Origin of the sequence: Streptomyces sp. NPDC017056 (assembly GCF_044332485.1) — a bacterium.
Classification (GTDB): Bacteria; Actinomycetota; Actinomycetes; order Streptomycetales; family Streptomycetaceae; genus Streptomyces.
Genome location: NZ_JBIRPD010000027.1, coordinates 95,749 through 120,825 on the forward strand (window position 1 = coordinate 95,749; position 25,077 = coordinate 120,825).

General features: G+C 68.5%; 25 protein-coding genes. 12 read left to right on the forward strand and 13 right to left on the reverse strand.

The features are described from left to right. Nucleotides 1–86: 86 nt before the first annotated feature. On the reverse strand, nucleotides 87–1,004 hold the full coding sequence (locus ACH4OW_RS35155) for an aminoglycoside phosphotransferase family protein (protein ID WP_398032263.1): 918 nt from the start codon (nucleotides 1,002–1,004) through the stop codon (nucleotides 87–89). A gap of 256 nt (nucleotides 1,005–1,260) precedes the next feature. On the opposite strand from ACH4OW_RS35155, the gene ACH4OW_RS35160 reads away from it, so the two are divergent. After that, nucleotides 1,261–2,562: a flavin monoamine oxidase family protein gene (locus tag ACH4OW_RS35160; protein WP_398032265.1), complete on the forward strand. Its 1,302-nt coding sequence runs from the start codon at nucleotides 1,261–1,263 to the stop codon at nucleotides 2,560–2,562. A 93-nt stretch (nucleotides 2,563–2,655) separates the two neighbouring features. On the opposite strand, the gene ACH4OW_RS35165 is transcribed toward ACH4OW_RS35160, so the two are convergent. After that, nucleotides 2,656–3,327, reverse strand: a complete 672-nt coding sequence (locus ACH4OW_RS35165; RefSeq protein ID WP_398032267.1) for a TetR/AcrR family transcriptional regulator — start codon at nucleotides 3,325–3,327, stop codon at nucleotides 2,656–2,658. A 98-nt stretch (nucleotides 3,328–3,425) separates the two neighbouring features. Between ACH4OW_RS35165 and ACH4OW_RS35170 the strand changes: the two genes are divergently transcribed. Beyond that, the gene (locus ACH4OW_RS35170; RefSeq protein ID WP_398032270.1) at nucleotides 3,426–4,256 is read left to right on the forward strand and encodes a phytanoyl-CoA dioxygenase family protein; all 831 of its coding nucleotides are present in this window, start codon (nucleotides 3,426–3,428) and stop codon (nucleotides 4,254–4,256) included. A 26-nt stretch (nucleotides 4,257–4,282) separates the two neighbouring features. Beyond that, nucleotides 4,283–4,708, forward strand: a complete 426-nt coding sequence (locus ACH4OW_RS35175) for a RidA family protein (RefSeq protein WP_398032271.1) — start codon at nucleotides 4,283–4,285, stop codon at nucleotides 4,706–4,708. 190 nt (nucleotides 4,709–4,898) lie between these two features. Here the strand turns inward: ACH4OW_RS35175 and ACH4OW_RS35180 are convergent, their stop codons facing one another. From ACH4OW_RS35180 to ACH4OW_RS35190, 3 genes are all read right to left on the reverse strand, one after another. Further along, a complete protein-coding gene (locus tag ACH4OW_RS35180; RefSeq protein WP_398032274.1) occupies nucleotides 4,899–6,236 on the reverse strand; it encodes an NAD(P)/FAD-dependent oxidoreductase in 1,338 nt (445 codons plus the stop codon). Nucleotides 6,237–6,452: 216 nt separating this feature from the next. After that, the gene (locus tag ACH4OW_RS35185) at nucleotides 6,453–7,427 is read right to left on the reverse strand and encodes an amidohydrolase family protein (RefSeq protein WP_398032277.1); all 975 of its coding nucleotides are present in this window, start codon (nucleotides 7,425–7,427) and stop codon (nucleotides 6,453–6,455) included. A gap of 130 nt (nucleotides 7,428–7,557) precedes the next feature. Next, nucleotides 7,558–8,280: an SDR family oxidoreductase gene (locus ACH4OW_RS35190; RefSeq protein WP_398032279.1), complete on the reverse strand. Its 723-nt coding sequence runs from the start codon at nucleotides 8,278–8,280 to the stop codon at nucleotides 7,558–7,560. A gap of 157 nt (nucleotides 8,281–8,437) precedes the next feature. On the opposite strand from ACH4OW_RS35190, the gene ACH4OW_RS35195 reads away from it, so the two are divergent. The 3 genes from ACH4OW_RS35195 to ACH4OW_RS35205 all read left to right on the forward strand — a co-directional run bounded on the left by ACH4OW_RS35195 (nucleotide 8,438) and on the right by ACH4OW_RS35205 (nucleotide 11,103). Further along, entirely contained in the window at nucleotides 8,438–9,484 is a 1,047-nt protein-coding gene (locus ACH4OW_RS35195; protein WP_398032281.1) for an Lrp/AsnC family transcriptional regulator, read from the forward strand. Nucleotides 9,485–9,681: 197 nt separating this feature from the next. After that, nucleotides 9,682–10,149 (forward strand): pyridoxamine 5'-phosphate oxidase family protein, encoded by a 468-nt coding sequence (locus ACH4OW_RS35200; protein ID WP_398032283.1) that lies wholly within the window; start codon nucleotides 9,682–9,684, stop codon nucleotides 10,147–10,149. 309 nt (nucleotides 10,150–10,458) lie between these two features. Next, nucleotides 10,459–11,103: a LysE family translocator gene (locus ACH4OW_RS35205; RefSeq protein WP_360135583.1), complete on the forward strand. Its 645-nt coding sequence runs from the start codon at nucleotides 10,459–10,461 to the stop codon at nucleotides 11,101–11,103. 122 nt (nucleotides 11,104–11,225) lie between these two features. Here the strand turns inward: ACH4OW_RS35205 and ACH4OW_RS35210 are convergent, their stop codons facing one another. Further along, on the reverse strand, nucleotides 11,226–11,735 hold the full coding sequence (locus tag ACH4OW_RS35210) for a nuclear transport factor 2 family protein (protein WP_398032286.1): 510 nt from the start codon (nucleotides 11,733–11,735) through the stop codon (nucleotides 11,226–11,228). 75 nt (nucleotides 11,736–11,810) lie between these two features. Here ACH4OW_RS35210 and ACH4OW_RS35215 point away from each other — a divergent pair, with 75 nt between their 5' ends. From ACH4OW_RS35215 to ACH4OW_RS35235, 5 genes are all read left to right on the forward strand, one after another. Beyond that, nucleotides 11,811–12,665, forward strand: coding sequence for a helix-turn-helix domain-containing protein (locus ACH4OW_RS35215; RefSeq protein WP_398032288.1), 855 nt, complete (start codon nucleotides 11,811–11,813; stop codon nucleotides 12,663–12,665). Between the two features lie 88 nt (nucleotides 12,666–12,753). After that, complete coding sequence (locus ACH4OW_RS35220) at nucleotides 12,754–13,182, forward strand: DUF6086 family protein (protein WP_398032291.1); 429 nt, start codon at nucleotides 12,754–12,756, stop codon at nucleotides 13,180–13,182. Between the two features lie 392 nt (nucleotides 13,183–13,574). Continuing rightward, entirely contained in the window at nucleotides 13,575–15,023 is a 1,449-nt protein-coding gene (locus ACH4OW_RS35225; RefSeq protein WP_398032294.1) for a phenylacetate--CoA ligase family protein, read from the forward strand. Between the two features lie 110 nt (nucleotides 15,024–15,133). Then, entirely contained in the window at nucleotides 15,134–16,210 is a 1,077-nt protein-coding gene (locus ACH4OW_RS35230; RefSeq protein WP_398032297.1) for a ThiF family adenylyltransferase, read from the forward strand. Continuing rightward, nucleotides 16,207–17,205 (forward strand): hypothetical protein, encoded by a 999-nt coding sequence (locus ACH4OW_RS35235; protein ID WP_398032299.1) that lies wholly within the window; start codon nucleotides 16,207–16,209, stop codon nucleotides 17,203–17,205. Before ACH4OW_RS35230 ends, ACH4OW_RS35235 begins: the two co-directional genes overlap by 4 nt. Nucleotides 17,206–17,249: 44 nt before the next feature. On the opposite strand, the gene ACH4OW_RS35240 is transcribed toward ACH4OW_RS35235, so the two are convergent. The 6 genes from ACH4OW_RS35240 to ACH4OW_RS35265 form a co-directional block, all read right to left on the reverse strand. Next, a complete protein-coding gene (locus tag ACH4OW_RS35240) occupies nucleotides 17,250–19,118 on the reverse strand; it encodes an ABC transporter ATP-binding protein (protein WP_398032301.1) in 1,869 nt (622 codons plus the stop codon). Nucleotides 19,119–19,122: 4 nt separating this feature from the next. After that, complete coding sequence (locus tag ACH4OW_RS35245) at nucleotides 19,123–19,539, reverse strand: lasso peptide biosynthesis B2 protein (RefSeq protein ID WP_360140981.1); 417 nt, start codon at nucleotides 19,537–19,539, stop codon at nucleotides 19,123–19,125. A 44-nt stretch (nucleotides 19,540–19,583) separates the two neighbouring features. After that, the gene (locus ACH4OW_RS35250; protein WP_360140984.1) at nucleotides 19,584–19,841 is read right to left on the reverse strand and encodes a lasso peptide biosynthesis PqqD family chaperone; all 258 of its coding nucleotides are present in this window, start codon (nucleotides 19,839–19,841) and stop codon (nucleotides 19,584–19,586) included. A gap of 5 nt (nucleotides 19,842–19,846) precedes the next feature. Then, nucleotides 19,847–21,763, reverse strand: coding sequence for a lasso peptide isopeptide bond-forming cyclase (locus tag ACH4OW_RS35255; RefSeq protein WP_398032304.1), 1,917 nt, complete (start codon nucleotides 21,761–21,763; stop codon nucleotides 19,847–19,849). Between the two features lie 199 nt (nucleotides 21,764–21,962). Beyond that, nucleotides 21,963–22,070 (reverse strand): keywimysin-related RiPP, encoded by a 108-nt coding sequence (locus ACH4OW_RS35260; RefSeq protein ID WP_242577869.1) that lies wholly within the window; start codon nucleotides 22,068–22,070, stop codon nucleotides 21,963–21,965. 271 nt (nucleotides 22,071–22,341) lie between these two features. After that, the gene (locus tag ACH4OW_RS35265; RefSeq protein WP_398032307.1) at nucleotides 22,342–22,545 is read right to left on the reverse strand and encodes a hypothetical protein; all 204 of its coding nucleotides are present in this window, start codon (nucleotides 22,543–22,545) and stop codon (nucleotides 22,342–22,344) included. Nucleotides 22,546–22,813: 268 nt separating this feature from the next. Here ACH4OW_RS35265 and ACH4OW_RS35270 point away from each other — a divergent pair, with 268 nt between their 5' ends. Then, the gene (locus tag ACH4OW_RS35270) at nucleotides 22,814–23,887 is read left to right on the forward strand and encodes a DUF5954 family protein (RefSeq protein WP_398032308.1); all 1,074 of its coding nucleotides are present in this window, start codon (nucleotides 22,814–22,816) and stop codon (nucleotides 23,885–23,887) included. Between the two features lie 304 nt (nucleotides 23,888–24,191). Here ACH4OW_RS35270 and ACH4OW_RS35275 read toward each other — a convergent pair whose 3' ends face one another. Further along, nucleotides 24,192–25,061 carry a helix-turn-helix transcriptional regulator gene (locus ACH4OW_RS35275; protein WP_398032311.1) on the reverse strand — a complete coding sequence of 290 codons (870 nt, stop codon included), beginning with the start codon at nucleotides 25,059–25,061 and terminating at the stop codon, nucleotides 24,192–24,194. Nucleotides 25,062–25,077 lie beyond the last annotated feature (16 nt).

A 25,077-nucleotide genomic window follows, 5' to 3' on the forward strand; every position in this document is an offset into this window, starting at 1 on the left:
ACAAATACAATACAGCACAGCTCTGTATTGCAATGGCAGGAGGGGGACACTCCAGCTCGGCTCATGCCCCTAGCGACGCCCGGCGGTTACGCCAGACCGTCGCCTCGTACGGCGCGATCGAGCGCTACCCGGCCCGCCGGCCCCCATGCCGGCTTGCCACCGGGAAGGCCACGGTCGCCGTTCTGGCCCATGAGCATGAGGAACAGACTTTTCAGAACAGCCAGCCCGCGTGCGCGCCGGATCGTCGCCTCGTTCGCATGCGCGTACATGTCGAAGAACCGGGAGGCGGCGCCCGCGGGAAGGACCACCCACGCGGCCGCGAGGTCCCAGGCCGGGTCGCCGGCGCACATGTCACCGAAGTCGATGACACCCGAGAGCGTCCCGTCCGAGACCACGACATTCGCGGGATGGAGGTCACCGTGCACCCAAACCGGCGCGCCCTCCCACGCCGGCGCCGCCACGGCGTCCTCCCAAACAGCCCGAACCTCATCGGCCATGCCGCCAGGCGCCACGGCTTGAAAGAAATACTCGAAGCCGTCGCGGTAGTGCTTCGGGTGAGCGCCACGGTCCGAACCGGTCGGCGCCTCGGCCGGCGCCTTCACATGCAACGCCCTGAGAAAACCCGCCAGCCTGTCAGCCGCGTGCTCGCCGCGGCTAATGGAGGCGGCGTCCAGCGGCTCGCCGGCAACCCACGTCATGATGGTCCAGGGCTTCGGAAAGCGAGCGGAAGGTTCACCGGTCCGCACAGGGTTGGGGACCGGAAGTGGCAGGCGCGGGGCCAGGACAGGCAGCCACCGGCACTCCTTGCGCTGTAGCTCCGGAGCCCGGTCCGTACGCGGCATACGCACGACCAACTCGTCCCCGATACGCCACTGTTGGTTGTCCCACCCGCCCGCGACTTCACGGATGGCCAGCCCGGCAAGATCCGGATGCTGCTCCTGCAGCAGGTCACGGACCAGGCCCACGGTGATCTCGATCTCAAGCTCGATCTCGGCATCGGTCATGCGACGTCACAGTACTGGAGCGGGAACAGCACTGGAGCAGGAACAGTACCGGGGCATGCCGCGCGAGGGCCCCGGAGGCGGGCTGCCGAGCCATGGCTGCTGATGGCGTTCCACGGTGGCGGCGCTTCCCCGGTGGTGGCGCTTCCCCGGTGGGCAATGACAGCGGCGACGGAGCCACATTTCTCGTAACGCTCGTTGCGTCAATTCGTGAGGCTCGGTACGGTGCCGCCATCCTCCGCACTCAGGACAGGAAGCCGTGATCAACTTGTATGACGTTGCAGTGGTCGGGGCCGGCTTCGCCGGTGTGGTCGCAGCCCGGGATCTCAGCGCCGCGGGCCACTCGGTGGTGTTGTGCGAAGCGCGCGACAGGATCGGCGGCCGGACCTACACGGGCGAGGCGTTCGGCCGCCCACTGGAGTTCGGCGGCGCGTACGCACACTGGACCCAGCCCTACATCTGGCACGAACTCAGGCGCTACGGCATCGGCCTTTCCGCGCCGATGGAGATCGAGAAGACCTACTGGCTCGCCGACGGCACCGTGCACTCGGGAACCGCGGCCGAATACGCGAGCCTCTGCGGCCCGCTGGTCACCCGTTACCTGCATGACGCACGGGCGCGGTTCCCGCAGCCGTTCGACCTCACCGCCGCCGACACCGACACGATCGAGAAGGAGACGCTCGGAGACCGGCTCGACGCGCTCAACCTGTCCGCGTACGACCGGGACGTACTCGATGGAGTACTGGCGCCGTTGGTCCACTCCTACAGCGAACAGGGCGTTGCCCAGTTCCTCCTGTGGGCCGCGACGACTTTCGGTGACTGGGGCGCGTTCCTCGAAACCGCCGGCGCCTGGCCGATCGAGGGCGGAACCAGGCGACTGCTCGACGCGATCGCCGGCGAGTCGAAGGCCGAACTACGCCTGTCCACCCCGGTGGTGGCGGTCGAGGACGACGGGGCCGCGGTCACCGTGACGACCCGGGACGGCGACCGCATCCGAGCACGGCAAGCCGTCGTCGCACTCCCCCTCAACACGCTCGGCGACGTGACCATCACCCCTGCCCTCACCCAGCCGGTGCGCACCATGATCGAGCAGAAGCACCCGGTGCAGGCGCTCAAGCTCTGGGTGCGGGTCCGGGGCGAGGCAGCACCCTTCGCCGCCGGCGCCCCGGTCGGCAAACACCCCGTCAACGCCGCCAGGACGGAATACCGCCACGACGGCGACACCCTCGTCCTGTGCTTCTGCTCCGACGCCTCGGCGATCGACGGCAACGACCACGCGGCGGTGCAGCGCGCCCTGCGGGCCTTCGTCCCCGGCATCGAAGTGGTCGACACCGCCTGCCACGACTGGGTGACCGATCCGTTCTCCCGCGGTGCCTGGGCGCATCACCGGCCGGGGAACCTGACCCAGGCCGCACCCCGGATGCGCGAGCCCCACGGACGCATCCGCTTCGCAGGCGGCGACATCGCCGCGATCGGCGTCGGCGGCATCGACGGCGCCATCGAGACCGGCACCGAGGCGGCCCGGGACATCGCTCGCGTCCTGGGCGGCGGGGGCGCCTGACCGCGCCTGATCGCACCCGTTCGCGCGCGACGAGGGACGGCGGGGCGGGCGTGTTCGGCCGCGGACGGTCCGCGGCCGACTCGCGCCCGTCTCTTACGAGCCCAGGCCGCGACGGGCGCCCGGAGGCGGGGAAATCAAGGTGATGGCGGCATCGAGGAGAGCCTGCACCCGGCTCGCCGTGAACCTCTTGGGCTCGATGGGGAACATCATCATCCAGCCGTCGCCAATGGCACCGAGTTGGTCGGCGAGCAGGTCGGCGGGGATGTCGTCACGGATGGCGCCTTGCGCCTGTCCGGCCGCGAGGAGCGCGGCCAGTTCGCTGCGGTGCCGGGCGTAACGCCGCTCGATGACGGCGGCGAAGGCCGGTTCGTAGCGTGCGTGGATGAGCAGTTGGGACATCACGGGCCAGAACTCGGGATCGTCGGTGGTCCGCAACAGCCACCGCTCCAGGAGCGCCCTGATGTCGGGCCGGCCCCGGCCGGCCGCGAGCATGGCGTCGAAGCCGTCGAACCGGCTCTCGGCCAACGCGGTGACCAGTTCCTCCTTGTTCGCGAAGTAGTACGTCACCGCTCCGGTCGTACACCCCGCGCGGTGGGCCACCTTGCGCAACGAGGTGTTGGCATAGCCCTCCTGCGCGATCACCGAGGCCGCCGCCTTCAGCAGCTCGGCCCGCTTGGCTTCGCGATCGCCGGCCGGGCGGCCACGCCGCACGGGCGCTCCGGTGCCGCCGTCGTTGTTCGCTTGTCGGGTCGGGTTGTCAGACACCCTGCGATTCTGCCACACAATTATCGTAACAACCGTTGTGCAAAACGCTGCGGAATCGTTACGGTGCTGCCACCACCTGACCTACGGGAGGAAACCCCATGCAGGAGTCAGTGAGGGAAGCATTCCGCAACGACGGCGCCGTCCTCATGGAGGGCTGTCTCGACGCGGCGCAGTTGGCGCGGTGCCAGGAGGCGTACCACTGGGCCGTCGAGCACCCCGGGCCCAACGCGTCGCGGATGTTCAACGGAACCGAGCAGCAGTCCCACGTCGACAACGCCAACCCGCTCGCCAAGCCCCGACTGGACGCGATGGTCGCGTCGCTGCCGTTCGGCCGGCTGTTCGCCGACCTGTGGGGCTCCCGGCATGTCTGGTACTTCGCCGAGGAGATATTTCTCAAGGCCGGCGGACGCGGTGGCCGCACCACCTGGCACCAGGACACCGCGTACCTGCCCTGGGCCGGCGAGCACTGGGCCAACGCCTGGATCAGCTTCCAGGCACTCCCGGAAACGAACTCGCTGGAGATCATCCGCGGCTCCCACCACGGCACCCAGTACGACGGCACCACCTTCACCAACCCCGACGACCCCACCGAACCGCTCCACGGCGGCGGCACCCTGCCGCGCCTGCCAGACATCGACGCCCAACTCGCACGCGACCCCGACACCTACGACGTCCTCTCCTGGGCGACCGAGCCCGGCGATGTCGTCGTACTGCACCCCCGCGCACTGCATGGCGGCGCGCACGTCGACGCCGCATGCCCGGAGCGCCACACGCTGGTCCTGCGCTTCTTCGGCGACGACGCGACGTTCCGCCCCCTCCCTGAGGGCAACAGGCACTTCGCCCGCAACGGCGTTCTCTTCGTCGAGGAGATGGCGAAACTGAACGCGGGCGACCCGTTCCGCTCCCCCGTCTTCCGCCAACTCGCCTGACCAGGACCGCGAGGAGGTCCCACGGAATGAAACACCGATCGGTCAACCCGCCTCCCACCGGAGCGCTGCACGACAGGTTGCACTTCTCGCAGGCGACCCGCGCCGGCGACATGATCTGGGTGTCGGGCCAGGTCGGGATCGATGCCACCACCATGACGCCCGCCGACGGGACGGAGGCCCAGGCCCGGCTCGCCTTCGAAGGCGTACGGACCGTCCTCGAAGCCGCGGGAGCGAGCCTGGACGACATCGTCGAGCTCACCACGTTCCACACCGATCTCCGGGGCGGCATGGAAGCGTTCAGCCGCGTCAAGGACGAGTACATCGCCGCCCCCTACCCATCGTGGACCGCGGTCGGAGTGACCCAACTGGCCCTGCCCGAACTGCTGGTCGAAATCCGCGCCGTCGCCGTAGCGGGCAGTGGGCCATCTGCCAGGCACGCAACCACTCGGTAATCACCCGCCACCGGCCTTCACGGCAGCACACGAACCACTTCGAAGCTCCACCAGCTGCTACGGCTCCGGGGCTCGGGCCCGGGAGCCGTAGCAGCCCCATAAGATCAACCGCGGCCCTTCAATCAGCGCCCCCTCACACAACAACCTGCCACTACCGGGTGCGGCGGAAGGCGCGGCACGGGGCCGATCTTCAGGCGGACCTGCGGCGGTGCAAGCGATCCGATACGCGGTCGACCGTCCAAGCGGCGCGCAGCGTCGGCGCGTTGAAGACGGACGGAGCGAACCGCGGCCGCGCACGCCATACGGCGGCGAGGTCTTCGTGCATCCGGTCGCCGGCGAGCCGGTCGGCGAGCAGCGTTCCGAGGTAAGGGGACTGGGCGAGGCCGTGGCCGTTGCAGCCGATGGCGTAGAAGACGTTCTTCGCCGCCTCGCCGGCGACCGGCAGCAACGACGGCGTCATCGCGATCCACCCGCCCCAGGCACGCCGCGGTGCGACATCGCGGAGGGAGGGGAACCGTTCGTGGAAGCCGCGGACGAGGTCCGCCACGACCGCGTCGTCCGGCTCGCGGGCGCCCAGCGCCCCTTGCGCTGCCCGCAGCCGACGGGTTCCGAACATGATCGTGCCGCGTGGCGTGGGCCGGTAGTTCTCCAGGATCGCGTGCGGGGTGATGATACCGACGCGCCGCGTCCAGCCGGTCGCCGCCAGGCGTTCGGGATCGACCGGTTCCGTCTCGACCAAGCTGGTCCAGATCGGTGTGACCATCCGCTTCGGGGCGATCGCCAGGTCGCGGGAGTATGCGTTGGTGGCCAGAACAACACGCTCGGCGCGGACGCAGCCGCCAGGCACGCTCACGACTGCTCCCGAGGCGTGGGGCTCGACCGCGCGCACGGCGGTCCGCTCGTAGGTCCGCACACCTGATGCGAGAAGCGCCTCGCGCAGACCGAGCGCGAACATCCCGGGATTCAGCAACCCGCCGGCCCGCTCGAAGACGCCGCCGAGGAACGTCTTCGGCAGGCCGAAGCTCCCGCCCTCGACGAACTCGACGTCCGCCCCCGCACCCCGGAGGATCTCAGCGTTCCGTCGGGTGCGCCGGAGCTGCCCCGGGGAGACGGCGGCGATGACATTGCCCGTCGGCTCGTATGCACAGTCGATGGCGAGCCGCCCGATCAGCTCTTCGGTGAATCGGGCCGCCCGGTCCGCGTAACGGACGAGGCCCGGCAGTCGGCTTCCGTACAGCGTGTTCAGCAGCTGCGGGTCGCCTGCCAGCGCGTTCGACAGGTACCCGGCGTTGCGCGAGCTGCCGCCCCACCCGCAGAACCCGGACTCCAGCAGGACGACATCAGCACCGCGCTCAGCCAGCCGCAGCGCCGCCGCCATGCCGGCGTAACCACCCCCAACCACGGCGACGTCACACGCGACCTCCCCTTTCAACATCGGTGCGAAGTCGGTGGGCCGTTCGGCCCAGCCGCTGAACGCCGCGTACGTCACGCCGGCGAAGCCGGCCCCGCTTGCTGCAACGTCGTACATGTTGATCCCGGCTTCCCGTCCTGAATACAGAAGATGGCGGCACCGTATCGAGTCACACAAATTTACACAACACGCGTTACGGAAAACTTGGCGCGCTGCCGCCCATGCCAAGAACCGCTCTCAGACGGTCATGACGAGTTGGGGATAGGCCGCCGAGACGGACGCAGCCAACCAAGCAGGAGTTCTTACCCTGAGCCGAGGATCATGAGCCGAGGATCAGAGATCGATCCCGAACAGGGAAGCCGCATTGGCCCACGAGAACTGTTCACGTTCCGCGTCTGTGGAGAAGTGGTTCAGGAGGGAGTCGATCTCCACCTTGGTCGGCCGCTGGAAGGGGTAGTCGGTCGAGAAGATCAGCCGGTCGGCAGAGGTGACGGACAGGGCATGCTGCAGAAGTGCCGGGTTCAGCATCCCGGACGCGGTGATATGGAAGTTCGACCGAACGTAGTCCGATACCGATCGCTGCAATCCGGCGATACGGGAGAGACTGTCGGCTCGGTCCAGCGAGAACAACAGCAACTCCCCCCAGTGTCCCAGCACGATCTGCAGATCCGGATGACGGTCGAACGTACCCCGCAGGATCAGGCGCAGGGCCGCCGTCGCGGCGTCCAGGTGCCAGCCCCACCCGAAGGTGGCGAGGGCGAGATCCGTCATGGGATCGAAGCCTCGGTACGAAGCGTCGCGCACAGCATCGGACGGCAGTTGGGGGTGGATGAACACCGGCTGGCCGATTTCGGAAGCGGCCGAGAAGAAGTCGTCGTAGGCGCGATCGTCGAGGAACAGGTCTCCTGCCCGGCCATAGACCATGGTGCCTACGTGCCCCATGCCCGCAGCTCTTTCAAGCTCGCCCGCGACGTCCTTCGGCGAAGACATGGGCAGGGTGGACAACGCTCGAAAGCGGGTCGGGTTGCGGGAGACGGCTCCAGCGGCCACGTCGTTCGCGGCGCGGCTCAGTCCCAGGGCTTTCCCAGGCGACAGCGGATGGGTTCCCGGCGGGGTGAGGGCGAGGACGGACAGGTCGATGCCTTGCGCGTCCATGGCTGTGATGCGGTCGGCCGCCAGGTCTTCCAAACGTTGCCGGTTGTCGCCCATCTCGTTGAAGGCGAGGCTTTCGTCGCTGTGCGGCATGGCGCGCAGCGCGGACGTCACGTCCGGCATGATCCAGTGTTCTTCGATCGCGATGAGCGGCATGGCCGTCGTCCTTTCGGTGTCCTGCGGAGGCGGTCACTGCAAGCGAAACCAGATGACGTCTGGATGGCCCCGGCGCGGACCGCCGGCCGGGGCGTTCTCGCCAGGCCGCCCTGCGTGAGAGCCGGTTGGTTTACCAGGGCACTGTCTGACCCGAGCGGTCCAGGTACGCCAGACCGGGGGTGCCGAGCCTGGACAGCAGGACGTCCACCAGTAGCGGGACGCTTTCCTCAACGGTGAACGGTGCGTCCGGTCCGCCCAGCGCGGTGCGAATCCAGCCTGGCGCCAGGAGAGCGAAGGCGCGCTCGCGCTGCGTCTCGGCCTGCCGGGCTGCGAAGCTGCGCATGAACATGTTCAGGGCCGCTTTGCTTCCGCGGTAGACCTCGCGGCCGGCGGTCGTGTTGTTCGTAATGCTGCCTTGTCCGGACGACATCGCGCCGATCAGTCCGGCGGGGGATACGAGGTCTTCGAGCGCTTCGATGACGCGCATGGGGCTGAGGGCATTGGTGACCATCACCTGGACGAAGTCCGACGTCGGAACCGTCCCGATCGGGGTCTGCTCGTTGTTGGTGGTGCCGGCGTTGACGAAGAGCAGGTCGAGCCGGCGGTGGGCGAGGCGTTCGTGCAGTGGCGCCAGGTGATCGGGCTCGTTGATGTCGAGGTGCTCGACGCTCACACGCCCGCCAGATCGGTCCGCGAGATCATGCAGGAGCGTTCGGGAAGTGGTGTCGCGGACTGTACCGATGACGCGCCATCCCCTGTCGAAAAATTCGGTCGCCATCGCATGGCCGAGGCCACGCGAGGCTCCGATGATGAGTGCGGTCGGGGTGTGCTGATCTGTCCCAGTCGACAGCATACGGCGTCATCTCCGTTCTTTCGCGGCGCGAACCCACTTCGTGCACCGGGATGCCGTGGTCAGCATGCCGCTGTGGCTCTTCAACGGTGCTTTGCAAGTCTGTTCGCCGCGCTGTTTCCGGAGCGAACCGAAGGGCCTCTTCTGTAGGATTCTCCTCATGCGAGGCATGGCAGTGTGTGAACCTGGCGATGTGCAGCCCGATGATGTGCGAATCATTCGCGCTCTGCAGATCGCCCCGCGGGCCTCGTTCGCCTCGATAGCGAATGCGCTCGGCCTCACGGAAGGCTCCGTCAACCGCCGCTACCGGCGCCTGCGCGCCGACGGCGTCGTCCGCGTCGCGGGCATGGTGAATCCAGGCGCCCTGGGACAGAGCAGGTGGCTGGTGCGACTGCGCTGCCGTCCAGGCAGCGTCTCAGCGATCGCCGACGCACTCGCCAAGCGTGACGATGTCAACTGGGTCGCCTTGAGCGCAGCCGGCTGCGAGATCACCTGCGCGACGCAGTCACGAACTCGTGAGCAGCGCGAAGACCTGCTCGGTCAACGGCTTCCGCGCACCGCAGCGGTACTCGACATCAATGCCTTCGCCATGCTCCGTCAATTCATGGGAGGCCGCGGCCACTACTGGGCCGCCCTGCAAGGCACTTTGTCTCCGGAGCAGGAAGCCATGCTGGGCAGTGAAGGTGCGCCCTTCACTGAGGCCCCAGTCGTCACCCGCGATCCTGTGCGCCTCACCGCAGAGGACGAGAAGATCCTCGGCTCTCTCGCTGCAGACGGTCGCGCCAGTCTCGTCGACCTCGCAGCCGCGGCGGATTCCACTCCAGGACGGGTATCACGCCGCCTGCACGCTTTGATCGAGCGTCGCGTCGTCCACATCGACGTCGAGATCGCCGCAGCCGCCCTGGGCTATCACGCTCGGGCGAACCTGTGGCTGCGAGTGCATCCGTCGGCAGTGAAGAACGTCGGACGCACGCTTGCGCAGGAGCCCGAGATCGCCTTCGCTGCGGCCGTATCCGGCCCCTACAACATCCATGCAGTCGCGCACTGCCGCGACCTCGACGAACTATTCGAGTTCACGACGGACCGCATCGGGTCCTTGGCCGGCCTGCAGAGCATGGAAGTCTCACCTGTGCTGCAACACGTCAAGCAGGCCGGCACGCTGCTGTCTGGCGACCGCCTCGTCGAGACACCACGAACCCGAGCGTGAACCTCGGCACGGTGTGCGGGAAACGGCAGCGTAGCGCTGCCGGGCACCCCGCCGCCGGGCCGGCGCTGGCGCCGATCGACTTGGGGAGCTCGACTCCCTTCCACGGCCCATCCCACGGCTGAGAAGCTCATCGGTCGCGGGGAGTAGGTCCTGCGCCTCAGGCGCGCTTCGCGCCTGCTTGGCTAGGGTCGGTCCCCATGGACACCACGGCAATCGTTCGTCGTCAAACAGCAGAGCGTACGCGTGACACTCTGGAGCGGCTCGTTACCGAGCGGGATGTATGGCTGTCGACGGCTCACCCTGATCACGGGCCGCACCAGGTACCGCTGTGGTACTTGTGGGATGGGCAAGCAGTGTGGATGTGCACCAGCGCCTCTTCCGCGACTGCGCGGAACGTCCGCAAAGAGCCGCGGGTGCGCCTGGCGCTACCAGACACCTTCGACGTGGTGCTCATCCAAGGTGAGGCGGAGTACTTCCCGGACCAAGAGGTGCCCGAAGACGCAGCGGAGGCGTTCGCCGGCAAGTTCGGGTGGGACCCACGCGTAGAAGAGGATTCTTTTCTGTACGTACGCGTGGTCCCGAAGACTGTGCGCGCGTGGCGCGGCGAGCCGGAACTACGCGGGAGAGTCATCATGCGCGACGGGACGTGGGGCGCCACGATGTAGCGCACGGCGATCTGGTCGGCGATTCCCGGGCTGCCAAGCAGACACTGGTCCTGACGGGAAGAGCAACGATCTAAATGTTCCCCCTTCACCAATACGGCAGCGGCTCCACCAATCCCAAGGACGCTGTCGAAAACCGGCACCACGTGGATACCCGGTGGGCTCCGGACGGATCTTCCGTGGCCTGAGCGCGCGGCGACGAGGCCCCGGGCGCCGGAGGCGCAGCCCTCGCTCACCTGCACGGACTGGGCGTGCCGCAGCTGGGCGGGCTGCTAGGTTGCTCCAGGCGAACACGCGTACGGAGGGAATGTTGTGATCGGGCTGGGAGCAATAGCGGGGATCGCGGTGGTGGAGCTCGGCATGGTGCTGACGCCGGGGCCAAACATGATCTATCTGGTCTCCCGCTCGATCGCCCAGGGCCGCCGGGCGGGGCTGATCTCGCTGGCCGGGGTGGCCCTCGGCTTCCTGGCCTACCTCTTCGCGGTGTCCGCCGGCATCGCCACCGTCTTCGCACTGGTGCCGGAAATCTACCTGGCGGTCAAGCTGGCCGGCGCTGGCTACCTGCTCTGGCTGGCCTGGAAGGCCGTACGACCGGGCGGCCGGTCCCCGGTCGCGCCCCAGGAGTTGGAGCAGGACGGTCCCCGCAAGCTCTTCCTGATGGGCTTGCTGACCTGTCTGCTCAATCCCAAGGTGGCCATCCTCTACATCTCGCTGCTTCCGCAGTTCGTCGACCCGGAACGCGGCCATGTGGGTCTGCAGGGACTGCTGCTCGGACTGACCCAGATCGCGGTGGGAGTCGCGGGCAACGCGTTCTTCATCGTGACGGCCGGCTCCGTCGCCGGGTTCTTCGCCCGGCACCCGCTCTGGCAGCGCCTGCACCGCTATGTGATGGGCACCGCCCTGGCAGGCTTCGCCGTCAAAATCGCCACCGAACGCACGGGCGCGGCGGTCGCGTGACCGATGGCAAGACAAGGCAACGACACGCGGAGCCTTTCTCGTTCGTAGCCTCTGGCACGGAAGCTGGTGCTGGAGCCGCGTGGTCGCACAGCTCGCCACACGCGGCGTCACGTCCGTGGCCGTCAACCTCGACGGACACGAACTGACGGCAGACAACCGAGCGCACCGTGGGGCCACCAGTACCCCACCGCCACCCACATCACTCGCCGTTCCGGGCACAGCCGACCGCCCATGAAGACCATGCGGTGTCCGCGGGCCGTGTCCGTGTACTCGCGGACCCGGTGGATCAGATTGCCCCGGAGTTCGAAGACGAAGCAGTAGTCGATGGCATAGTGGTTGCCGTTTGCGAGCGTCGCCGCCACGGTCACCTCCGCGACTCCCCACGCGCCGTCGGCATGGAAATGGTTGAAGGTGACGGCCAGGTCTCGCGCGAACAGGCGGGGAAAGTCCCCGGCGAAGAAGCGTGCGATCGCGTCCCTGCCCACCATGTGGTGGGTCGCGTTCAGGGCAATACTGGTCGCGTTCCCGGGAGGCGAAAGCCATTCGGCATCCGCAGTGAACACCGCGGCGATCTGTCCGCGGTCGCCGCTGGCAAGGGCCTGGAAGGCGTTCTGGAGTACGGCTTCGGTCATGAACCCACTGTCTCCGGCGGTCCGCACGGGCGTCTTGGACAAATGTTCCGGTCGACCGCCGCGTAGCATGTGGCCATGCGATCCACCGTGCAGGGGCCCGGCGCTGCGGCCGTGTGGGCCACCGCAAGTCCGTTGCTGCCCAGCCGCGTTGATGGTGTCACCATGGCCGGATTTCGCGGGCGGAGCGCCGGTCCGGTCGAGATGCCGGTGGTCCCTCACCCCGGCGTCACACTGGTCGTGGAGTTCGGCGACGGCTCGCTTGTGGTGGAAGATGCAGCCGGTCGGCAGCAGCGGGGAAGCCTCGTCGCCGGGCTCGTTTCCGGAGCGGTTCACATGCGGGGCGAGAACGTCGCGTGCGTGGAGGTCCGGCTCTCCCCGCTGGTTGCCCACGCCGTGCTGGGTATCTCACCAGTGACGCTGGACGGTTCGGCAGTCGCCCTGGACGACGTGTGGGGCCGGGAGGCCGGACGTATCCGGGAACAGCTGGGCGATGTCTCTTCGTGGGAAGACCGTTTCGCGTTGACGGACGCGCTGCTCGCCCGTCGGCGCCAGACGGGGCCAGGCGTACAGCCGGAGGTGGCCTGGGCCTGGGAGCGGATCGTCACCAGCTGCGGCCGGGTGCGGGTCGAGGACCTGGCCGTCGAAACCGGATGGAGTCGCAAACGCCTGTGGGGACGGTTCCGGTCGCAGATCGGTCTGCCGCCCAAGCGCGTTGCAAGACTGGTCCGCTTCCATCACGCCGCCCGCCGCCTGGCCTCGGGCCAGGCCGCAGCCCAGGTCGCGGCGGAATGCGGTTACGTCGACCAGTCTCATCTCCATCGGGAGGTCCTCGCGTTCACCGCGACGGCTCCCGCCAAGCTGGCCGGCGACCCGGGGCTCAAGGCCGACAGCACCGCCTGGCCGACACACGCCATCGGCGAGACACGCTGACTCCCCACCTCGCCGTACGCGCCCGGCGCGGCCGCAGCAATGGTGTGCTCACTACGCTGGCCGGTACGACCGGCAGAGAGAGGCTGCATTGAGCCAGTACTACGACATGGGCGACCAGACCCTGTGGAACCCGTCCAACGGAGCCTCCCGGCTATTCATGAGCCAGGTGAGCACCTATCAAGCCGAGCTGGGTCTGCCGTCCGGCATTGGTCCTATGCAGGCCGACGAGTGCCAGATCGACCCCGTCGCGTTCAAGGCGTTCGTCGATGCTCTGCTCGCGTGGCACCGGCGAACGAGTCACGCCGTCGTGGCTGCTCTGTCCCAGGGGTTCGTCGCCACGGTTCTGGTTCTCGCGGAGAGGGCGGGCATCGAGGTGAACTGGCAGCCAGCAGGCTACGCCGAAGGCGGCGGCCTCAGGGATGTTCAGGTCCCGGCGCCTCCGGGTTCCTCTGAGGGGGCTTGGGCAGCCACCCTGCAGCAGAAGTCACGCGAGTTGGACCGCTTCATGACGGCTTAAGACTGCATGGCGACCTAAGGCTGCATGACGGCCTGAGGCTGTCTGCCAATCTGCGCGAAGTGCTCGGCAGTCATCCCAAGCGGTTACGGCATTGAGCTCGTGTTCGAGGTGCTGAGCGAACCGGCGGAGGCTGGGCAGGTCCGTGGTGGCGGTGGTCGGCGAGTGCGTCGAGATCAGGGCAGCTGACCAGGACAGCCTTGAGGTGAAGGTGGTCGCCACCAGGCAGGACATCGGAGGGCCCGGCGGGGGTCGCACCGGTCGCGGCGGGACCACTGGGCCTTCGTGCGCTGTACGGGGACGACCGCGGCCTGGGTCGTTATGGCGAGCCGGCCGTCTGTGTCACCCACCTGGCGGCTCACATGTGGCCGCGCCCGGGGGCTGGGCATAACGTCGTGGCCAGCAAGAAAAGCGGGGCTTTGATGTCTGTCCTGACCACTTCGGCCGACAGTGACTGGCCACTGCAGCTCTTTCGGCGGGCGTCGGTGGCCATACCGGCGTATGCGATCTTTCTGCGCAGCCAGGACTGTGACCCAGCATTGGTGGTGGAAGCTGCCGATTTCGGTCGCGTCCCGGTCACGACCAAGGAGAACTACCTGCGGTCGGCTCCGCTGGCCGATCTGATGTGGCACGGCAGTCTTGGCGGTACCCGCTTGGTGGCGTCCAGTTCGGGGTCGAGCGGCACCCCGTTCTACTGGCCCCAGGACGAGGACAGCCTGCGGGAAGCCGCCCATCTCAACGCGCGTGTGTTTGATGCGTTCGACTGCCGTTCCCGATCAACCCTGTGCGTCATCTCCTTCTTCATGGGCACGCACGTGGCTGGCACCTCTCAGCTTGAGGCAGCGCTGCGTTTGGCCCAACAGGGCTACCGGCTCACAGCGGTCTGCCCGGGCATCGACGTCGAGGAGAACGTGAGGATCCTGCGGGACGTCGCTCCCGGTTTCGACCAGACAGTGGTCATGGGCTACCCACCCCTCGTCAAGGATGTCCTGGCCGCTGCCTCCGCCGCCGACGTGCCTCTGGAGCCGCTCGGGCTCCGTCTGGTGTTCTCGGGTGAGAGCTTTTCCGAAAGCTGGCGCGACAGTGTTCACCAGGCAGTAGGCGCCACTGATCCCCTCAGCAGTTCCCTGGGTATCTACGGCTCGGCAGACACCGGGATCATAGGCGTCGAATCGCCGCTGACCATACATGCCCGGCGCGCCGCGGCGAGGGACCCGCAGTTGTGCGAGGCGCTGTTCCCCGACGCCGGTGTACTGCCCGCGCTCGTGGAGTTCGACCCGCGGTACCGCCATATCGAGGACGTCAACGGGGACCTCGTCCTCAGTACAGGCAGCGGTCTGCCGTTGATCCGCTATCGCATCGGTGACGCGGGCCGGGTGCTGTCGATGGCGTCGCTGTCCGAGGCGATGGCTCAGTGTGGTCACGACGTGCCCGCGCAGCTTGCCGGGCGCTCGACAGGGCACTTCGTCGCGCTGTACGGGCGCATGGATGTCGTATGCACCTTCTACGCGATCAACATCTACCCGGACAACATCAAAGGGGCGCTGGAGCGGCCCGACTTGGTGTTCAGAACATCAGGAAGGTTCGTCCTCGGCAAGGAGGCCGCGGAAAGCGGCGGGCAGTTCCTGCGGCTGCGGGTGGAGCTGGCGCCGGGCACCGTGCCGAGCCCACCGCTGCGGCTACGCATCCAGCAGGCTGTCGGTGAATCGCTGCGGGCGACCAATGCGGAATACCGGAAGTTGGAGGAAGCGATGCCTGGCCGGTGCCTCCTGGACGTGGTTGCGCTTCCGCACGGCGATCCGGTCTTCGTGCGCACAGGCAAGGGCCGGCGGGTCGTCCCGTGAGACGCCACTCCCTGCGGTCGTCGGCCGGCGTTTGTCTGTACGACATGTCGCGCCGCCGGGACGTCGCGGCCTTTGCGGAGTTGCGGGCCTGTGGGGAACCGCTGCACGAAGTGGATACTCTCCCCGACATCATCGAGGAGCTCTTCCGCGTCGAGTTCCCCTTCCTCGCCGTCGACTCCCCGCATTACCAGGTCACCTACCGACGCTACCTGGCCTCCAAGTGGAACGACGGCGACCTGCGCCGTGCCGGCGTGTGGGCCTACTTCCCGTGGCGGCACACCGCCGTCCACCTGCCGGACGAGATGACGTACTTGCGGCTGCGCACTGCACGCAACCGCGACCTGATCACACACCAGGAACAACAGCGTTATCACGCCGCCCAGGTGGGGGTGGCCGGACTGAGCGTGGGCATGTCTGCGGTCATGACACTGGTCGGTACGGGAGGCGCGAGCCGACTGCGCATCGCCGACCCGGACACCCTCGCACTCACGAATCTCAACCGGGTGACGGCCTCGGTATGCCACCTCGGCCTGCCCAAGACCGCGATCTGCGCCGAGCGTGTATGGGAACTCAACCCTTTCCAGCACATCGAGGTGTTCAACGGCCTGTCGGAACGGACCGCCGAGGACTTCTTCGGCCGCGGCGCCAACGGCCTTGACCTGCTCATCGAGGAGACGGACGACCTGCGCGTGAAAGCCTTCGCGCGCTTTGCCGCACGCTCCCGGAAGGTGCCGGTGGTCATGGCGACCGACAACGGGGACAACGTACTCGTGGACGTGGAACGCTACGACCTGGAACCGGAACGGCCGTTGTTTCACGGAGCGGTGGACCAAGACCGGCTACGCCGGCTGCCGGAGCAGCTCACGGATGCCGAACGCATCACTCTGGCCGACGCATTGGTAGGGTCAGAGGTGACCGCACGGATGAAATTGTCGCTGCTGCAAGTGGGCACGCGCCTCGTCAGTTGGCCGCAACTCGGCACGGCAGCCGGCCTCGCCGGGGCCGCGCTGGCCTACACGGCCCGGCGAATCCTCACCGGCCACCCCATGCCATCCGGCCGGTACGCGGTGGATCTGGACGCGGTCCTGGACGTCGGCCACCATGCCCCGCAAGCGGTGGCCGAGCGCGAACGCGTCGACGCCGAGTACACGGCAAGTATGCGGGCGCTGTTCGGGGACGCGCCGTGACGGAGGAGCCGGGCCGGTATCCCGCAGACGGGCCCCTGCGGGACAAGGTGCGCTTCCTGGTTCAGGTTGCGGGCCGCGCCCCTTCGGCCCACAACGCGCAGCCATGGGCCTGCAAGCTCACCGGGCACGAACTCCACGTCGGCCGTCATGACGCCTATGCGCTGGACGCCGGCGACCCGACCCGGCGCCAGACAGCGCTTTCCCTCGCCATGTTCATCGAGGCGTTCGTCGTGGCGGCGCACCGCTGGGGCATTCACGCCCGTGTGACGCGCACGGCACAGGTACCAGGCGACCACACGTTGGCCGTACTGCATCTCACCGAATGCACCCCGGCCGGGGACTCCCCCTTGTACCGGGCCATCTGGCAACGACACACCGAACGAGGGCCCTACGCACCGCTGACCAAGCCTTCTTGGCTGCACTCCACTGCCCTGCCGCACACTGGAGCCGATACCCAGCTCTTCCCGATCACCGACCGGAAGGCGGTGGACAGGATCGGCGCGCTCGCGGGCACCGGCCTCGCCACCGCGCTGTCCCTGCCCTCCCTGCGCCGAGAGCTCGCCGGGCTGGTGCACTGGCACGGGGAGCCGGCCCTCAACGGGATGGCTGCGGAAGCCCTTCTCCCCGGCACCGAACGGCACGACATGCCGGCCACCGAGTGGTTCTTGGAACATGCGGATCCCACTCAGGCGGCTGAGGCTGTGCGCACCGTCTATGCGACAGCACCGGGACTGGTCGTGGTCGTCGCAACGAGGGCCGACGATCCGATGGCCTGGTGCGACGCGGGCCGCGCCGCATACCGCGTTCTGCTGCGCGCGGCAGCCGAGGGGCTGGCGCACGACATTCAGGCCGGGCCAGTCGAAGTACCCGCTTTGGCAGTGCGGCTCGCGACCGAGCTGGAATCCGGATGGCGACCACAGGTCCTCCTACGGATCGGGCACCCCCTCGCCCCTCAGCACATTCACTCCGTACGCAGAGCCGTCACGCTGGACTGACCGCATCACCTGCCCGCTCCTGACTGCCAAGAGGGGGCGTGACGTCAGCGGAAGACGATCAGTTGTGTGCTTGCCAATTCGGCGTACAGGGAGTCGCGTGCCATCAGTTCGGCGTGGGTTCCGCATGCCCGTACGCGGCCGCTTTCCATGACCAGGATGCGGTCGGCGGTGGTCACGGTGGACAGGCGGTGCGCGACGACCAGGACGGTGGTGCGGCGTGCGGTGTCCGTGATGGTCTCACGCAGGGCGGCCTCGTTGGCCGCGTCGAGCTGAGAGGTGGCCTCGTCCAGGAGGAGCAGCCGAGGCCGTCGGAGCAAGGCACGCGCGATCGCCACCCGCTGCCGTTCACCGCCGGACAGCCGGCTGCCGCGGTGGCCGACCTGGGTGTCCAGACCGTGCGGCAGGCGTCCTGTCACGGTGTCGAGCCGGGCCAGGCGCAGCACCTGGGCGAGCTGCTCGTCCGTGGCGTCGGCTGCGCCCAGCGTCAGGTTGTCGCGCAAGGTTCCGGCGAGGACGGTCGGGTCCTGTTCGACGTAGCCGATGGCCGCGCGGAGCTCGGCGAGAGGCCATCGGCGTACGCTCCTGCCGTCCAGCAGTACGTGGCCGGCGTCCGGTTCGTAGAAGCGCTCGATGAGGGCGAAGACGGTGGTCTTGCCCGCGCCGGACGGCCCGACGATCGCGGTCACTCCGCCGGCGGGGACGGTGAAGGAGACCTGGCGGTGGACTGGGGGCAGACCCGGGCGGTAGGCGAAGTGCACCTGTTGGAAGGCCACGGTGGCGGGGTGCCGGTGTCGCTCGTGAGGTCCGGGAGACGGGTCCGGGGCCGCCTTCTCCCTACCGTCTTCCAGACAATCCGGTTCCGGGCTGCCCGCCTCCTCGACCTCCAACGCCTCGGCTTCCCGGATACGTATGGCCGCGGCTGCGCCGATCTGCAACTGCCCTACTCCTTCGACCAGTTGCCCGATCCTGGGAGCGAGCGCGAAGAGGTAGAGCAGGAAGGCGACAAGGGTGGAGACGCCGATGGAGCCGGAGGTCACGCGCGCGCCGCCGACGCCGAGCACCGCCAGGAAACAGGCTTGGAGGACGACGGCCGACAGGGTGGTGGACACCGCCTCCCACGCCGCTGCGCGGACGCCCGTGTGGCGGGCGTACTCGGCCGCACGGTGCAGCGCCGCGGTCTCCCGCTGTTCGGCGCCCGCAGCCTTGACGGTGCGCAGGGCACCCAGCGTCCGTTCGAGGCCAGCCCCCATGCGGCCGACGGCTTCCTGAGTGTGCCGGGTGGCCCGGCCGATGTGCGGGGTCACCACGAGGACGACGAGGCCGACGAACGCGATCACGGTGAGGGTGACGCCGAGCAGGACAACGTCCAGCAGCCCCATCATCACGACGGTCGCCACGGTGATCAGTGTGCCGGTGACCGCGGCTGACGCGGCCTGGGGAGCGGTACGCCGCAACAGTGCGGTGTCGGAGGTGACGCGCGCGATCAGATCACCCGGCTCGGTGTGTTCGATCACCGGTACGCGCAGGCGTGGCAGACGGTGGGTCAGCCTACGCCGGGCGGAGCAGACGACGGACTCGGCGGAGCAGTCGAGCACGTAGTGGCCGAGGCCCGCGAGCAGCCCGCCGACCAGCACCAATGTGCTGAGGAGCACTACGGAGCCAACCGCCGGCTGACCTTGGCCGACGGAGTCCATCACGCGCTTGGCCGCCATCGGCTGCGCCAGCCCCAGGAGGCTGCCCAGCAGACCGAGCGCGATCCCGGCGAGCAGGCGTCCGCGTTGCGGCCGGACGAGGCCGGCGAGAGCCCGCAGGCCGGACCATGCAGGGCTGGGGACGACACGGCCGGACGACTGTTCCGGTGGGGGCGCCTGGTCGTCGGTAGAGGCGATTTCAGCCGGGGGTGCCGAGGTCACAGCCTCACTCCACGACGAAGAAGCGCTGGAAGTAGGAGGCCGGTACGTTCTCACCGACGAGTTCTCCCTCCGCTTCCACCCAGGCATGTGCGGCGAACGGCGGGCGGGCGCGAACTCCTACACACCAGGCAGGCCACTGCCCGTGAAGACGGCACAGCAGCACCGTGGCCAGGGACCGGGGCAGACATCCCTTACTCCCCCCGGCGGCCAGGCTCACGGCCAGCACCGTTTGCCGGGCACAGGCGGCCTCGGCCAGCGTGGCGGGCTTCGCCCCGCGCCGCAACCAGCCCAGGACGACGCGGATACGGCCAGGTGGCAGCGTGGAAAGTACATGGGCGCAGCCCACCGCCACCCGAGCCGTGAGGCGGCGGGCCAAGGGGACGGAGCGAGGACGGTAGGGGATCGCTTCCGACGTCGACATGGCGTTCCTCTTCCCTGGGGCCAGGTGTCTGACTGGCGCGGCGGCTACGGTGCGATGAGGCCCGCGGAACGCAGGTCGTCGATGATGCGGATGACGTCTTGAGTGGCCAGGTCGGTGTCGACGCCCTCGTAGTGTCCGGTCAGTGTCTCCACCGCCTGGTCGATGCCGCGGCCGTCCAGCAGGGTCTGGAGGACGTCTGCCGCCGTGGGGTTGAGGGTCCAGTACTCGGCGCTCTTCTGGTCGAGCAGCGCCATGCCGTACTCGGTCTCGGTGAGCAGAACACCGGGTTTCAACGTGTACATCGCCGTCACCTCTCCTGTTCGGTCAGGGGCCGGGCCGGTGCCGCCGTCATTTCGCGGGAGCGCAGCCACACCTCACAGGCAACGGTCGGGTGCAGCAGGTAGCTCTCCGTCTCCGCAGACAGCGAGCGGCGGCACCACTCCCGCAGGGCGTCCACGTCGATCAGGCCGAGCCGGCCCAACCGGGATTCCTCGCAGAGCGCCAGCAACCGGCTGCGGTGGCGCCGCAGCCCGGTCTCTTCCTCGAATGTGGCGTTGGCCTTGGTGCCGCGCGTGCGGACGGCTTCGGGCACGATGCCGCGCGTGGCCTCGACGATCAGCGGCTTGTAACGCCAAGGGCTGATCCGGTCCGGTGTTCGGACCGCGAGGCACGCTTCGACGACGCGATCGTCGTAGTACGGGGCCGCCACGGTGATCCCCAGGGGTGCGGCCATCTGCCCGATGTGCCGGGTCCACTGGGAGATGCCGTCCATCGCGGCCAGTTCCCGGTGCTCGCCATGGTCCCTGCCCCGCGGTTCGGCATTCGGCAGACACGCGAGCAGCGACTCGCGGGCTGCCGCGACGGCTTCGGCCGTGGCCCACGGCGGCATCCGAGGCGGTACGGACCAGTCGAGCAGCGGCTCGTCCGCGGCGGCCGCCGGCCCGGTCAGGTCACGGGCGACCCGGGCGAGCCAGGCACGGTAGGAGCGGCGGTCCACTAGTTGGCGGAGCACCTTGTGCCGGGGCCACTGGTACTTGGCTGCGTACCCGCGTACGTCCCGCAGCGCGTGGAAAGGGTGAGCGGCTATCGAGGCGGGCAGGCGGGCAGGTGTCCCGGCCAGGAGTTCGTCGCCTCCCAGCCCGGTCAGGTGCAGGCCGGACCCCCGGGCGGCCGCCAGGTTCACGATGTGCATACGGCGGTTGCGGTCGACCGTGAGCATGCTGGGCGTATCCAGGATGTCCCGGAGCGTATCGATACCGTCGAACGTCAGGGCCGTGTCCTGGGCGGGTACGACGTGGTGCTCGACCGACCCCAGGGCTCGGACGGTCTGCCGCGCCCAGTGCACGTCGTCACCGAGTTCGTCATGGAGGGCGGCGGTGTACGCGACGACCTCCGCCTCCCCGCGCGCCGCGGCGCAGCACACGGCGGTGGAGTCCAGGCCGCCCAGGTCCGTCGTCACCAGGTCGCGTCCCCGCGTGCGCACATCGACGGCGGCCGTCAGCACCTCGCGCAGGCGCCCGGCCCCCTCCGCCAACGGGACGTCGGGGTCGGGCGGTGACCACCACCGGCGCGACCGCGCCCGTCCGTCGGCATCAAGACTCAGGCAATGGCCGCCGCGCAGAGCGTGAACGCCCCGCCACTGCGGTGATCCCGACAGAGGATGCGGCACGCCCAAGGTGAGCAACTCCAAGGCGAGACGGCACTCGTCCAGCTCCGCACCGACCAACTCGGCGAGTACGTCGGCCCGGTCGGACACGACACTCACCCGGTCGGACGGAGCAATTATCCGGGTGGACGCGACACTCACCCGGGTGGGCGCCGGAGGCGTGGCGTCGGCGTAGAACACCCGCCGCAGGTCGACGACTCCACCCTGCACCCGAACCCGTCCACCTGAACTGGCCACGAGGTGGAAGCTGCCTGCCCACGTCGCACTGTGTCGGTCCAGAGCCGTCAGCGACGCGGTGGCTGCTGCCGCGGCGGCGCGCCTGGCTTCCCGAGGAGTGACGGAGTGCTCACCGAGCACAGCGACGCGGGTACTGCCGTGCACTCCCACGACGACCGACTCCGCTGCCCACCGGCCCACCAGCCAAGGTCTGCCGGACGCATGGCGCAGGCTGTGCGATGCGTAGGAAAGCGCCTTCGCGGCGACCGTGGTGGCCGCGTCGGTGTCGGGCAGGACGACGAACCAGCTGGACAGGGCCGACAAAGACAAGGACTCTTCCACGGCTACGGCCTCCGGTCGGAATGGAACTTCGGTCGGAGAGGAAAATCGGTCGGAGGGGAACTTCGGAAGCGGGTGGGGACACCAGCGGACGGGCCCGGTCGGCCCAGCCGCAGACCGGGCCGGCGCAGGAGCCGGCCCGGTCCGAGGCACGGTACGGATCCGCTCAACGGCTCCGCTCAACGGTTCCGCACCGGTCGCGTCAGAGGAGTTGCTTGCCGCCGAGAACGTCCTTGGGGCCGGTGTTCTTGACGCCCGTCACCTTACGGAAGCCGCCGACCTTGGTGAGTGTGGGGCGCTCGTACGTCATGGTCGCACTCCTTTTCCCTTGGAATAACGCGGATCACGGGACCGGGCCGACGAAATGCGAAAACATTTGCGTCTTCGCTCCCGCGAGCGGTTGTCGCCGCGCCGCAACCGTAGGAGCGATCAGAGCATCATCACAATGATTCGCTCATGGCGAGGTGCAGTACGCCGGGGGCGTGTATTCCGCTTGCCATAGCGCGGTGTGATACCACGCGCTCCCCAGTTGTGCCACGGGCGGGGGTTGCGGAACTGGCGAAGGTTTTGTCCAGTGTTTCCTAGCGCCGGGAGCTGCTGCCGGGGTGCGTGCCGGCCCGCGAACCGGAGCCGACGCGCTGGCGCAGGGCGGTGTACGAAAGTCTCACCTGACGGCGGTATTGCGGGTGATCGTCGAACCCGCCCGGTTTCAGCATCGAGGCAGAGAAGGCGAGAAGGCCGTCGAAGAAGCGCCGTAATTTCCCACTGGCGAACGGCTTGCTCACGGGCAAGGCGCGGCGCGGGCAGGCCATCTCGGAGGGGATCCGTACAGGTAAGGGCCAACGCAGCGGGCGCTCCGATGCCGAGGGCCTGTCCTACGCGCCCGGAGATGAACGCGCGTACTGAAATGGAACTGGCATCCGCAGAGCCGGGCATTGCGGTGCGCCCGTGTTGCAGTCTGGCCTTGTGTAGCCAATAGCGCGCGGCGCGGGACAGGGGTGAGGAATCAGGAAAACCATGTCGAGCACCCGCTGTAGTCGGCAGGATGAGGACATGGGCCATGAGCATATGAGTCGGGGCCGGATGCGGCCGATCGCGGTGAGGCATCCGGAGGACCCGGTGGAGGCGGTCATGGAGGCCGACGCACTCGACGCCGCACTGGGTACCGCGACGATACTCGTACGAGGCCCGCTGTTCGGAGTGGTCGCACAGGACGCCGGGCAGGCACCGCAGTGGCGGGTGGTGACCGCGGTGGAAGCCGGCTGTCCGCAGCAGGCCCGGGACAGCCTCAACTCCTTCCTGTGGTACCGGGCGAAGGACGAAGCCCAGGACCGCGAGGAACGGCGCGCCCTGTTGGCGGCGGTCGCCCGGCTGGAGACCGAATGCGTCGACAACCTCACCGTACTCGGCACCCGCTACCGGATCGTGCGCGCCGAGGAGTACGCGGGCATGGGGCCCGGCGGCATCGAGCAACCCCGCCCGACCGACCCTGAACCCGCCGTGCCCGACTGGAGCCGCAGCGCCAAGGAGACATTCGACGACGGCTTGGTTCTGGACCCGGAGGCGCCGGTCACACCAACCCAGGCAGCGGAGCGACTGGCGTTGCGCAGCCTGGCCTATATCGGCGACCGGTTCCCCGAATCCGTACGCACTGACTCCCATCGGGCGGTGGAGACCCATCCCGACGTCATGCTGCTGCCCACGACTTTCAGAACCGTGGAGAAAAGCGGCCCCGGCTGGCAAACAGGCGGGGGTTTGCATGCCAGTGCCCACGGAGCCCGCAGGTCGCTGGATTTTGCCCTGACCTGGCTCCAGCCACGCCTGCGCGGACTCATTCCCATGGATGCCGACGGCAGGGACGTCGACGCCCGTACGGTGGCTGCCGAGGGCACCGACCCCGCGGCCGGAGAACTGGCCGAGTACGCCCAGGCCGCCGACCGGCTCCGGTCCGAGCACGCCAACCAGGTCGAGGTCCGCGGCACCGTGCACCGGATCTGCCGCGTTCGCCGGCTGCTGCGCTGGGGCCCTGACGGGCCCGAAGGCCCACGCCCGTCCGACACCAACAGCCAGACACCGTGCCAGATGCACCCGCGCCTCGACGAGGACGGCAAGATTCACTACGACTAGAAGAACGCATACACCCCGCCCCGTCCGGGGGGGCAACTCGTTGCCGAGTCAATAGCGTGAGTCGTCGGGTTGGCCAACCGGCGACTCACGCGCAGTAGGTTGCACCGACCGAGGTCAGTACAGGATCAGGCCGCCAACGCATCCGGGCATCACCCTCGGGACCACACCCAGCAAACGCTCAACCACCACCTCGCAGCCGTTCTCCTCAGCGAACTTACGGATCACACGAATCTCCACGTCGTACGGATCCTCCGCGTGCCGCACTCACGTCGCCCAGCGCGAACGGGCTCAACCTCGGGGGCTGTCAGCGTGCCTGGCCGGTGACCTCTTGGGTACCGAGGACGGCGAGCAGGGCGAGGAGGTCGGCGCTGTCAGTGCCGACTGCGGGGGTGAACCAGAGCAGCCGCTGCCGGCCGTCCTCACTGAACAAGTTCAGGCAGTTGACCTCGACCAGGCCGAGTGTGGGGTGGTTGAGGCGTTTGCGGTCGCCGCGCCGGAACGCCACATCGTGGTCGGCCCACAGGGCGGCGAACTCGCGGGACGCGCCGAGCAGCGCGCTGATCATCGAGCTGGCTTCGGTGTCTTTGGCATCCCGCCTGGCGGCGGCCGCCCGCAGGTCGGCGACGAAGGACCGGGACTGGCCCGCATGGTCGGCTTCGGGGTACAACCGCCGGGCATCGGGTTCGGTGAACCACCGGTATATGAAGCTGGCGCGGGCGCCCTGCAGGCCGGAGTGGTCTCCGAGCAGCGCCACCGCCAGCGGGTTCTGTACGAGGGTGACGTGCAGGTCGGTGATGACCTGTGCGGGTGTCGACGTCAGGCGGGTGAGCAGATCGAACATGCCGGGGTGGACGTGCGAGGCGGGCCCGCCGGGCGCAGGCACCGGGCGGTCGGCCAGGCGGTAGAGGTAGTCGCGCTCGTCAGCGGTCAGGCGCAGGGCCCGTGCCAGTGCGGCGATCATCTGCTCGGAGGGCTGGGATCCGGCGCCGCGTTCGAGTTCGTTGTAGTAGTCCACCGATGCGCCGGCGAGCTGGGCGACCTCATCGCGGCGCAGCCCCGGCACCCGGCGGCGAGGCCCGTGCGGAAGCCCCACGTCCGCCGGGCGGATGCGTGCACGCCGCGAGCGCAGGAACGCCCCCAGCTCGGTGTATCTCACAGAACCCATGCCTGCCATTCTGCGTCCGGCCGGG

Excerpts from the sequence above, each read along its gene's own strand:
- ACH4OW_RS35155 (WP_398032263.1), bottom strand. The coding sequence starts at position 1,004 with ATGACCGATGCCGAGATCGAGCTTGAGATCGAGATCACCGTGGGCCTG.
- ACH4OW_RS35170 (WP_398032270.1), top strand. The coding sequence starts at position 3,426 with ATGCAGGAGTCAGTGAGGGAAGCATTCCGCAACGACGGCGCCGTCCTC.
- ACH4OW_RS35175 (WP_398032271.1), top strand. The coding sequence starts at position 4,283 with ATGAAACACCGATCGGTCAACCCGCCTCCCACCGGAGCGCTGCACGAC.
- ACH4OW_RS35180 (WP_398032274.1), bottom strand. The coding sequence starts at position 6,236 with ATGTACGACGTTGCAGCAAGCGGGGCCGGCTTCGCCGGCGTGACGTAC.
- ACH4OW_RS35185 (WP_398032277.1), bottom strand. The coding sequence starts at position 7,427 with ATGCCGCTCATCGCGATCGAAGAACACTGGATCATGCCGGACGTGACG.
- ACH4OW_RS35190 (WP_398032279.1), bottom strand. The coding sequence starts at position 8,280 with ATGCTGTCGACTGGGACAGATCAGCACACCCCGACCGCACTCATCATC.
- ACH4OW_RS35195 (WP_398032281.1), top strand. The coding sequence starts at position 8,438 with ATGCGAGGCATGGCAGTGTGTGAACCTGGCGATGTGCAGCCCGATGAT.
- ACH4OW_RS35200 (WP_398032283.1), top strand. The coding sequence starts at position 9,682 with ATGGACACCACGGCAATCGTTCGTCGTCAAACAGCAGAGCGTACGCGT.
- ACH4OW_RS35210 (WP_398032286.1), bottom strand. The coding sequence starts at position 11,735 with ATGACCGAAGCCGTACTCCAGAACGCCTTCCAGGCCCTTGCCAGCGGC.
- ACH4OW_RS35215 (WP_398032288.1), top strand. The coding sequence starts at position 11,811 with ATGCGATCCACCGTGCAGGGGCCCGGCGCTGCGGCCGTGTGGGCCACC.
- ACH4OW_RS35245 (WP_360140981.1), bottom strand. The coding sequence starts at position 19,539 with ATGTCGACGTCGGAAGCGATCCCCTACCGTCCTCGCTCCGTCCCCTTG.
- ACH4OW_RS35250 (WP_360140984.1), bottom strand. The coding sequence starts at position 19,841 with ATGTACACGTTGAAACCCGGTGTTCTGCTCACCGAGACCGAGTACGGC.
- ACH4OW_RS35260 (WP_242577869.1), bottom strand. The coding sequence starts at position 22,070 with ATGACGTACGAGCGCCCCACACTCACCAAGGTCGGCGGCTTCCGTAAG.
- ACH4OW_RS35270 (WP_398032308.1), top strand. The coding sequence starts at position 22,814 with ATGGGCCATGAGCATATGAGTCGGGGCCGGATGCGGCCGATCGCGGTG.
- ACH4OW_RS35275 (WP_398032311.1), bottom strand. The coding sequence starts at position 25,061 with ATGGCAGGCATGGGTTCTGTGAGATACACCGAGCTGGGGGCGTTCCTG.